The following is an 8,754-nucleotide window of genomic DNA, read 5'->3' as shown; positions in this document are numbered from 1 at the left end:
CCGTCCATGATCCTTTTTCTGACATCCCCCTTAGACAAAGGGGAATTCCAGGGTAACGACATACCTTGCACTCCCAGGAATCGAGAGTTTCAATGGCCGGTCGCGCCCGCTCGGTTGCGGGTAAAGATGAGGCAAGCGCCATCCGGCGCGGGTGCGCCAAACGCTTATCACCGGCGAGAATCACCGGTTAATCGAACATTATGAAGTACCCGCAGGTGCCACTTTGCGGCCACAAAAGTTAATTTTTGGTGGATTAACCAGTATTAATACGGCGATTGATCGCAAATAAGAAATAGTAGTGTCAAAACCCAAGCCCAAGTGCCATCAGAACCACCGAACCGGCGAGAATCCGGTACCAGGCGAAGGGGGTAAAGCCATGGCGGCCGATAAAGCCGATGAAGCCGCGCACCACCACAAGGGCGACGATAAAGGAAACGACGAATCCGACGACGATCATGTCTAAATCATGCGCGTTAAGCTGGGCATAATTCTTGTAAAGGTCATAGGCTCCGGCGGCGGCCATGGTCGGAATCGCGAGGAAAAACGAGTATTCCGCCGCCGCCTTGCGCTCCACGCCGATCAGCATCGCGCCGCAGATCGTCGCGCCCGAGCGCGAGACGCCGGGAATCATGGCCAGGCACTGGAAGAAACCGATGCCGATCGCCTTCTTGAGCGGTATTTGTTCCGAATTCGTAACGAGTTCGCGGTGGGGCAGCCTTTCGATGAAGAGGATGGCGATGCCGCCCAGAATCAGCGTCACGGCGATGAGCGCGGGGCTGGCGAACAGCACTTCCTTGATGAATTTATGGAGCGCGAAGCCGATGACGGCGGCGGGCAGGAATCCGGCCAGCACGGTCAGCGCGAAATAGCGCGCCTCGGCGCGGGTTGGGAAATCGCGGACGGCCTTCCATAGCCGCTCGAAATATACCGCCACCACCGCCAGGATCGCGCCAAGCTGGATCACGACCTCGAAGACGTCGCTCTGGCTTTTGACGCCCATGAAATAATCGGTCAGCAGCAAATGGCCGGTCGAGGATACGGGCAGAAATTCGGTCAGACCTTCGATGATGCCGAGAAAAACGGCACTCAATAGCGCGTGAAAATCCATGATGGGTTCCGTTATATGAGCCAAGCGTTACGCGGCGCGAAGATAACGGCTCGCGGCAGGCAAACCAAGGAAAATATCTTTTGCGGGCTACCGGGCCGGGCCGCCGCCGCTTTGGCCGTTTTCGGCGACATTATGCAGCCGCTGGTACTTATCGAGCGCGCCGATCATCATGTCTTCTATAAGATCCTTCGGCAGGGGATTATGGCTGCCCACCGAATCGCCGGCGGCCATGGCTTCGTCCGGCGCGGCAGCGGCGGACGGCGGATCGATCAGGCCTTGCAACAACTGCAGATTCTGATTCTGGGCGGTCATTACGTTGGCGGCGCCCGCCGGGATACGGTCGATGAAAGCCTGGTATTGACTGAGCGGCTTGGCGTCGGTCGAAAGATGCGCCGCATTCTTGTGATTGAGCCTTTCGCGCAGCGGCACCGCATCGACCAGCGTGATCGGCGATTTCTTCCCGGCCTGCTCGGGCTTGTCGGCGGCCGCGGATTCGGCGCGCGCCATCAGAACGGTGTCTTGAGCTTTATCTTGAATTGGCGGCGTCGCGTCGGCCAGCATGACCGACGCTTTATCTGCGGGCGCGGGAGCGGCATCGGGTTTTTTATCGTTGCCGAGCAGCATGGCGACGACAATCTCGCCCGGGCTGCGATCGTCATGAACCTCGGCATAGGCGGCGGTAGCGGCGGCGATGAAGCCGCCCGAAATTCCGCCATACAGAAAACCGCCCAGCACGCGCGACACGCCGCTGATCTTCTCGCCGGTGATGGCGCGATACACATCGCCGACGATGGGCAATTGATGCAGCGGATTGACGGTGTCGGCGACATCTTTCCAGGTCGGCTCGACCAGATTCTGCGGCGCGATGCTGCGCTCGCCGCCCTTGACCAGCCTGGCGGGCTTGACGTTCGGCGATGGCTTGGCCTCGCTGCGCTTGACTTCCTCGGCTTGAGCAGGCTGGACGCTGGCGGTCTCGACGGCCTCTTTCCAGGTTGGCGCGTTCAGATTCTGCGGCGCGATGCTGCGCTCGCCGCCCTTGACCAGCCTGAAGGGCTTGACGTCCGGCGCTGGCCTTGCCCAGTTGCGTTTGGCCTCCTCGACCGGAGCAGGCTGCGCGCTGATAGCATCGATGGCGGTCATAAAGTGCATTCTCCCGATGCTGAGGAATGCAAATCCCAGGCCAAATAAAACATCATTGGAATCAATCAGATGGCGCATAATGCCTACGGCGTCTCAAGCCGCTTCCGCCATAAATAAGTCTTTCGCTAGGCGATTATTGCCGTAGTATTGGCAGACCATGACGGATCAAATCATCATTTTCGCCTTGCCTAAAATCCTTCCCCAAGCGCTTGCCGAGCAGGGACGCAGCGACGGAAAAGACGCGCCCGGCTATGATTGGCGCATGATCGAGCCGGACAAGGCGGATCAGCCCATCGATGATATCGGCGGCATTCGGCTCCTCTTGCTGGGGGACAAGACGCCTCCGCCGCTGAAAGCATGGCGCGAAGCTGGACTGCGCGCGCCGGCGCTGTTGCTCGGGCAGACGCGGGACGGATGGGATGTGGCGGAAACCCTGCCGCTGCCGGTGCGCATAGGCCTGCTTCTGGAGCGCATCAGCTATTATGTGCAATTATCGAAGGAGCAAAATACCGCGACCGTCGCCTGCGGCCCCTACGCCATCGACCAGGGCGCGAAAAAACTGCGTCACGGCGGCCTTGAGCAGCCGCTCACCGACAAGGAGACCGTCCTGCTGACGCTGCTCGCGCGCGACGGCGCGGCATGGACGCGGGAAGACCTGCTGCGCGAAGTCTGGGGTTATGACGCGGGCATCGATACGCATACGCTGGAAACCCACATCTACCGGCTGCGGCGCAAGCTGGCGGAACTTGGCGACAAGGTCGATATCGTCACCGTCATGGGAGGCTATGCGCTGCAATGGTCGTGAAACGGCGGCTCGTATTTTTGGGACTGTTATTCCTTTCCGCCTGCGCCCACAGCTTCGGCGATCCCGGCGTCGCGCGGCGCTTCATCAGCCTGCGCCACGCGCCGAGCGGCGAGACGGTCAATGTCCTTTATGTCCATGACTGGCGCTATGACAGCGCCGCGCTCGGCAAGATCAATCGTATCTGCCGCGACCGCCATAACGGCGAGGAAGCCCGCATCGATCCCAAATTGATGGATTTCATCGCCGACATGCGCGACAGCATCGGCCTGCCGGAAACCGCGACCTTCGATATTCTTTCATGCTACCGCAGCAGCGACACCAATGCCGCTCTGGCGCAGAGCGACCGCAATGTCGCGCGCAACAGCCTGCATATGAAAGGCCGCGCCATCGACCTGCGCGTGCCCAATCTTACCGGCAAGGCGATGGCCGGAATCGCCCGGACCATGCAGCGCGGCGGCGTCGCCTTCTATCCCAAATCCGGCCATGTACATATCGACACCGGCGGCGTAAGAACATGGAATGGCGGATAAAAAACGAGTGTGGGAAATTTCCCTTGACTTTCGCCTGCCGCTCGTGTTATTGACAATCCACGGGCGAATTGCGCCCGAGAGAAACCCGCCCGGATAATCCCGGCGGGTTTTTTGTTGCGCCCATCGCTTTCGGCGCGCTCAAAGGAGATTGCCTCGGCCCGAATATTGGTCTTCACTCCGCCGATGAAACGCCTTGCCCTCTTGATCATGCGCGAAATCGCCGCGCCGCGCCTGCTGTTCGGCGCGCTGGTCTGGCTGATGCTGCTGCTCGTCGCGGGCACGCTGGCGCAGCGCTGGCTCAGCGCCCATGAAGCTTCGCGGATTTTTTTCGGCGGCGCGATCCTGTGGCTCGGCCCCCTGCCCTTGCCGGGCGGCGGCCTGACGCTCGGCCTGATCTGCGTCAATCTGGCGGGCAAGCTGCTGCTGGATACGGCGTGGCGCTGGCGCGACGCGGGCATCATTGTGACTCATGCCGCCGTTTTGTTTCTGATGGCCGGAGGCCTGATCGCCGCGACGCAGATCGAGGAAGGCTTTGTCGCGCTGGCGGCGGGCGAGAAAACCGCCGCGATGTCGGACTACATGACCCGCGAATTCGTCGTCCTGAAAGACGGCATGCCGGTCAGCCGGGCTGATTTCAAATCCCTGCATGAAGGGCAAATCATTGAAGCCGCGCCCTTCACCCTGACGATACGAAAACTATGCCGCCATTGCGCGCCCGCTTCCATACCGGAAGCCGAAAAGAGCGCCGCGCGCCACGGGCTGGCGGCGCAGGCCGATTTCGAATCCGTCCCGCCGCCCAAGGAAGAAGAAGCCTGGCAAAGCGGTGCAAGTTTTACCGTCGCGGGCGCGGACAGCGCGCATGACGGGCTGTGGTGGAGCTGGGAAGGCGCGCCGCAGCCTGTTTCCATCGATCATGGCGGCAGCCGCTACGATATCGTGCTGCGACGGACTCCCATACCGCTGCCTTTCTCGATAAGCCTCACGGAGTTCACCCGCAGCCTTCATCCCGGCACCGACAAGCCCAGCGCCTATGTCTCGCGGGTCGTCATCGAAGACGGCAAAGAAACCAAGCCGGGCATCATCGAGATGAATCAGCCGCTGCGCCATGGCCCCTACGTCATCTATCAATCCTCCTACGCGCGCGAGAACGGCAAAGAGGTCTCGGTGCTGACCGTCATGCGCAATCCGGCCCGCGAATTGCCCTATTACGCCACGGCGCTGCTGGCGGCGGGATTGCTGCTCCATATCCTGATCCGCGCCGTATCGCGCCGCGTGGGCGTCGCGCTTATCGTGATGATGTGCGGGTTGAGTCCTGCCGTAAGCGCGGCGGAATTGTCCATGCAGGATTTCCGGCAAATCCCCGTGCTGCATGACGGACGCGTGAAGCCCTTGGACAGTTTCGCGCGCGCGCTCTATGGCGAAATCTGCGGCGTCCGCGCCGATGGCGGCGCGATTGTATGGCTGGCCGACGCGCTGTTCGATCCGCGCCGCCTCGCCGATGCGCCGATCATCGACGTCGCCGACAACGAAGCCGCCGCCATGCTTGGCCTCGATGCCGCGCCGGGCGGTCTCTATCCGCCGCGCATCCTTATAGAAAAGCTCGGCGAGGCGAGGCCGCTGCTGGAGAAACTCGAACGGCGGCGCGCCGCCGGCCTGAGCCGCGCCGAGACTTATCTGCTTGCTCTTGCCGGACGGATTCAGGTTTTTCAGGAATTATCGCAGTCCCTGACCATACTGATGCCGCTCGATGGCGCGTCGGACGCGACGGACTATATGGAGGCGGTCAGAAATCGCGAGGCCGCGCGGCAGCGCCTGAAGCAAATCGTCGCCGCCAAAGGCGACTCGCTGGATAATTACGATCCCGGCGAGATCGAGGCGGCTCATTTCGCGATGCTGCTCGACCTGATGGATATCGCGGGCGCGCGCAACCGCCTGCTGCGCGTCGTTCCGCCGCAATGGCCGGGACAGGAATGGAGCAGCCCCTGGGCCGTCATGCTCGCGGGCGCGGGAAGTCCCGCGACCGGCGCGCTGCTCGACGCATGGCGGCGGGCGATGACGGCATGGCGGGCGGAAGACAGCGCCTCATGGAATGCCGCGACGCATGATCTGCGTCAAACCGCGCTAGCGCAGGCAGGCAGCGCCGCGCCGCAAACCCGCCTGGCGCTGGAGACTTTCTATTACCGCTATGATCCATTTCTTATCAGTTTAATTTTGTATGGGATGGGCATCGCCGCTTTGACCGCCGCCATGCGATTCAAGAAAATTGCCGAGAAAATTCCGCCTTTCGCGTCGCTTGCGATAGGCGCAGCGCTTGCCGTCCACGGCCTGGGCCTTGCGTTACGCGTCTATCTTTTAGGGCGCCCCCCGGTCAGCAACCTCTATGAATCCGTGCTGTTTGTCGGTTTCATCGTCGCGGCATCGGCTTTCGGCTGGAGCCGGATCAAAAGCAATCGGGCGGCGTTGTGGATTGCAGGCGCGCTCGGCCTGCTGCTGCAAATCGTCGCCATGGCTCTCGCGCCTGCGGGGGATACATTGGGCGTCTTGCTCCCCGTGCTGAACACGAAATTCTGGCTCACAACGCATGTCATCTGCATCACCGCAGGCTATGCGCTATGCCTGGTGACGGCGGCGCTGGCGCATTACGCATTGTGGCAGTCCAGCCAAGGCATGGCATCGGAAGACAATCTGAAACTGTTCGCGCTGCTGTCGCTGCTGTTCACGGCGACGGGAACCCGAACCCTGCTCGGCGGCATATGGGCGGATCAATCCTGGGGACGGTTCTGGGGCTGGGACCCCAAGGAAAACGGCGCGCTGCTGATCGTGCTGTGGCTCATATGGCTTCTGCATGGCCGCATCGCCGGGCAGTTCAGCGAGCGCGGATTCACGGCAGGCCTTTCATTCCTGAGCGTCGTCGTGGCGCTGGCCTGGTTCGGCGTCAACTTCCTCGGCATCGGACTGCATTCATACGGATTCGCCGAGCAAGGCGTCATGGGACTGGCCGCGTTCATCGCCGTTGAGCTTGCGGCGATCGCCTTCCTGCTGCGGCGAGGACGCGCATGAAAAAAATCGTCATTCTCGCCCTGCTGCTCGGCGGGCTGGCCGTTGTGAGTCTGCCGCTTCTTGACGAACAGCCCGCGCCGCCGCCTTCGGCCGCGCCGGATTTTGCCTATACGGCCATCGATGGGCATGGCGGCAGACTGCATGACCTCAAGGGCAAGATCGTCCTGCTGCATTTTTGGGCGTCGTGGTGCGCGCCCTGCGCCGCCGAATTCCCCGGCCTGCTCGATTTTACCGCAACCCGCCGCGATATCACCGTGCTGGCCGTCACTGTCGATGCCGAGCGCGCGGCAGCGGAAAAATTCCTGGCGGACATACCCGCCAAGCGCGGCGGTAACGGCATGCCCGCCAATTTTCTCGTCATCCATGATCCGGAGAAAAAAATCGCGCAGGACATATTTCAGACTTTCGGCTATCCCGAAACCATCCTGATCGCGCCCGATATGACCATGCGCGGCAAGATCGTCGGCCCTGCCGACTGGAAAGACGCCGCCATGCAAGCGAAGCTTGCGGCGTTAACGCATGAAAGACCTTGACTCTTTCCTCTCCCGCCCCGAAATTGGCCGCAAGGCCCAGATGGCGGAATTGGTAGACGCGCAGGTTTCAGGTACCTGTGGCAGAAATGTCGTGGAAGTTCGAGTCTTCTTCTGGGCACCACGCTTCGCCCTTGCGGGCTACGCGTGGCGCAGCCGCGCTTAGCCCGTTAGAGCGAAGCAGTGTCCGGCGAAGCTCCCGAAGGGAGCGAAGACGGACTTTATCAGGACATGCATATGATCACCCTTCACCAAGGCGACCTCCCGGACTCTCTAAGCTTCGGCGACTCCGTCGCGGTCGATACGGAATCGCTCGGCCTCAACTGGGAGCGCGACCGGCTTTGCCTGGTGCAGCTCTCGTCGGGCGACGGCAACGCGCATCTGGTGCAGTTCAAGAAGGGCGAATATGACGCGCCCAACCTCAAGCGCCTGCTCGCCGATCCCAAGGTCACGAAGCTGTTCCATTTCGCCCGCGCCGATCTCGTGACGATCAAATATTATCTCGGCGTGATGGCCGCGCCGGTCTATTGCACCAAAATCGCCTCGGCGCTGACCCGCACCTTCACCGAGCGCCACGGCCTCAAGGATCTTTCCCGCGATTTGCTCGGCATCGACCTTTCCAAGGAGCAGCAGACCTCCGACTGGGGGGCGCCGAATCTGACGCCGGAGCAATTGGCCTATGCCGCGTCCGACGTGCTGCATCTGCATCAGCTCCGCATCAAGCTCGACGCCACACTGGCGCGCGAAGGCCGCGCCGCACTTGCCGCGGCAATATGCCAGTTCCTGCCGACGCGGGCCGAACTCGATATCGCCGGATGGAGCGATGTCGATATTTTCGCCCATCGCCCGACCTCCAGACCAGGCTAAATCGGTTGATATTGCTATCGTAGGCGTTTAGCGCGAAAATAGCCTCATGGCCGCTGCATCCAAAATCATCTTTGCGCCGCTCGACCGGCTGCCGCTCCCGCATATGGGGCATACCAAGCGCGTGGCGCGGCTGCGCGTCGCGCTGCCGATTGCCGCGATGATCGTGCTGGGCGCGGTATTTCTGTGGCCTTTTGCGGCATCGCAGCATCTCATTCAGCTGCCGCCGACCCCGAAATTGCCGCAACTTACGATGGAGAAGCCGCACTTCACCGGCACCGACGACCAGAACCGCCCCTATGCCCTGACCGCCACCCGGGCGACCTTTCAGCCGCAGACAAAGCTGCTCGTCGATCTTGAAGGGCTTCAGGCGCAGATGACCCTACAGGATAATATCGAAGTGTCCGGCACCGCCCAGCTTGGACGGTTCGATCAGGAAAAAAAGCGGCTTTGGCTGGGCGGCGATGTCGATCTGGCGCATGGCGGCGGTTACCATTTTCATACCGATGAATTGTTCATCGATCTGGGGCAGCGCGTCGTATGGGGGGATAAGCCCTCGCGGGTGACCGGCGCTTTCGGCACCATCGAGGGCCAGGGCTTTCGAGCCTATGACGGCGGCAAAGTGGTGGTGTTCACCGGCGCTTCGCGTGCTATCCTGAATTCTGGTGAATCGGTAAGCGACCTCGGCTCGGAACTCACCAGGAAATAACTTGAGCG

At 61.5% G+C, this 8,754-nt stretch carries 8 protein-coding genes and 1 tRNA gene; 7 read left to right on the top strand and 2 right to left on the bottom strand.

The window, feature by feature from the left end:
• Positions 1-301: 301 nt before the first annotated feature.
• Together WDO70_03230 and WDO70_03225 are read right to left on the bottom strand one after the other, a co-directional pair.
• Positions 302-1,108: an undecaprenyl-diphosphate phosphatase gene (locus tag WDO70_03230; GenBank protein ID MEJ0062222.1), complete on the bottom strand. Its 807-nt coding sequence runs from the start codon at positions 1,106-1,108 to the stop codon at positions 302-304.
• Positions 1,109-1,195: 87 nt separating this feature from the next.
• Entirely contained in the window at positions 1,196-2,248 is a 1,053-nt protein-coding gene (locus tag WDO70_03225) for a hypothetical protein (protein ID MEJ0062221.1), read from the bottom strand.
• Between the two features lie 157 nt (positions 2,249-2,405).
• Between WDO70_03225 and WDO70_03220 the strand changes: the two genes are divergently transcribed.
• The 7 genes from WDO70_03220 (at position 2,406) to lptC (ending at position 8,746) form a co-directional block, all read left to right on the top strand.
• On the top strand, positions 2,406-3,053 hold the full coding sequence (locus tag WDO70_03220) for a winged helix-turn-helix domain-containing protein (protein MEJ0062220.1): 648 nt from the start codon (positions 2,406-2,408) through the stop codon (positions 3,051-3,053).
• 17 nt (positions 3,054-3,070) lie between these two features.
• Complete coding sequence (locus WDO70_03215; GenBank protein ID MEJ0062219.1) at positions 3,071-3,583, top strand: DUF882 domain-containing protein; 513 nt, start codon at positions 3,071-3,073, stop codon at positions 3,581-3,583.
• A 207-nt stretch (positions 3,584-3,790) separates the two neighbouring features.
• Positions 3,791-6,643, top strand: a complete 2,853-nt coding sequence (locus tag WDO70_03210) for a cytochrome c biogenesis protein ResB (protein MEJ0062218.1) — start codon at positions 3,791-3,793, stop codon at positions 6,641-6,643.
• Positions 6,640-7,176, top strand: a complete 537-nt coding sequence (locus WDO70_03205; GenBank protein ID MEJ0062217.1) for a TlpA disulfide reductase family protein — start codon at positions 6,640-6,642, stop codon at positions 7,174-7,176. Before WDO70_03210 ends, WDO70_03205 begins: the two co-directional genes overlap by 4 nt.
• Before the next feature lie 34 nt (positions 7,177-7,210).
• Positions 7,211-7,297 (top strand) — tRNA-Leu (locus WDO70_03200).
• Between the two features lie 113 nt (positions 7,298-7,410).
• Positions 7,411-8,040 (top strand): ribonuclease D, encoded by a 630-nt coding sequence (locus WDO70_03195; GenBank protein ID MEJ0062216.1) that lies wholly within the window; start codon positions 7,411-7,413, stop codon positions 8,038-8,040.
• Positions 8,041-8,086: 46 nt separating this feature from the next.
• Positions 8,087-8,746 (top strand): LPS export ABC transporter periplasmic protein LptC, encoded by a 660-nt coding sequence (gene lptC / locus WDO70_03190; GenBank protein ID MEJ0062215.1) that lies wholly within the window; start codon positions 8,087-8,089, stop codon positions 8,744-8,746.
• Positions 8,747-8,754: the final 8 nt, after the last annotated feature.

It is taken from the genome of Alphaproteobacteria bacterium, assembly GCA_037200005.1.
Taxonomy (GTDB): domain Bacteria; phylum Pseudomonadota; class Alphaproteobacteria; order UBA9219; family RFNS01; genus JBBCGY01.
Note: the sequence above shows the minus strand (reverse complement) of the source record. Positions and strands in the feature narration are given on the sequence as shown.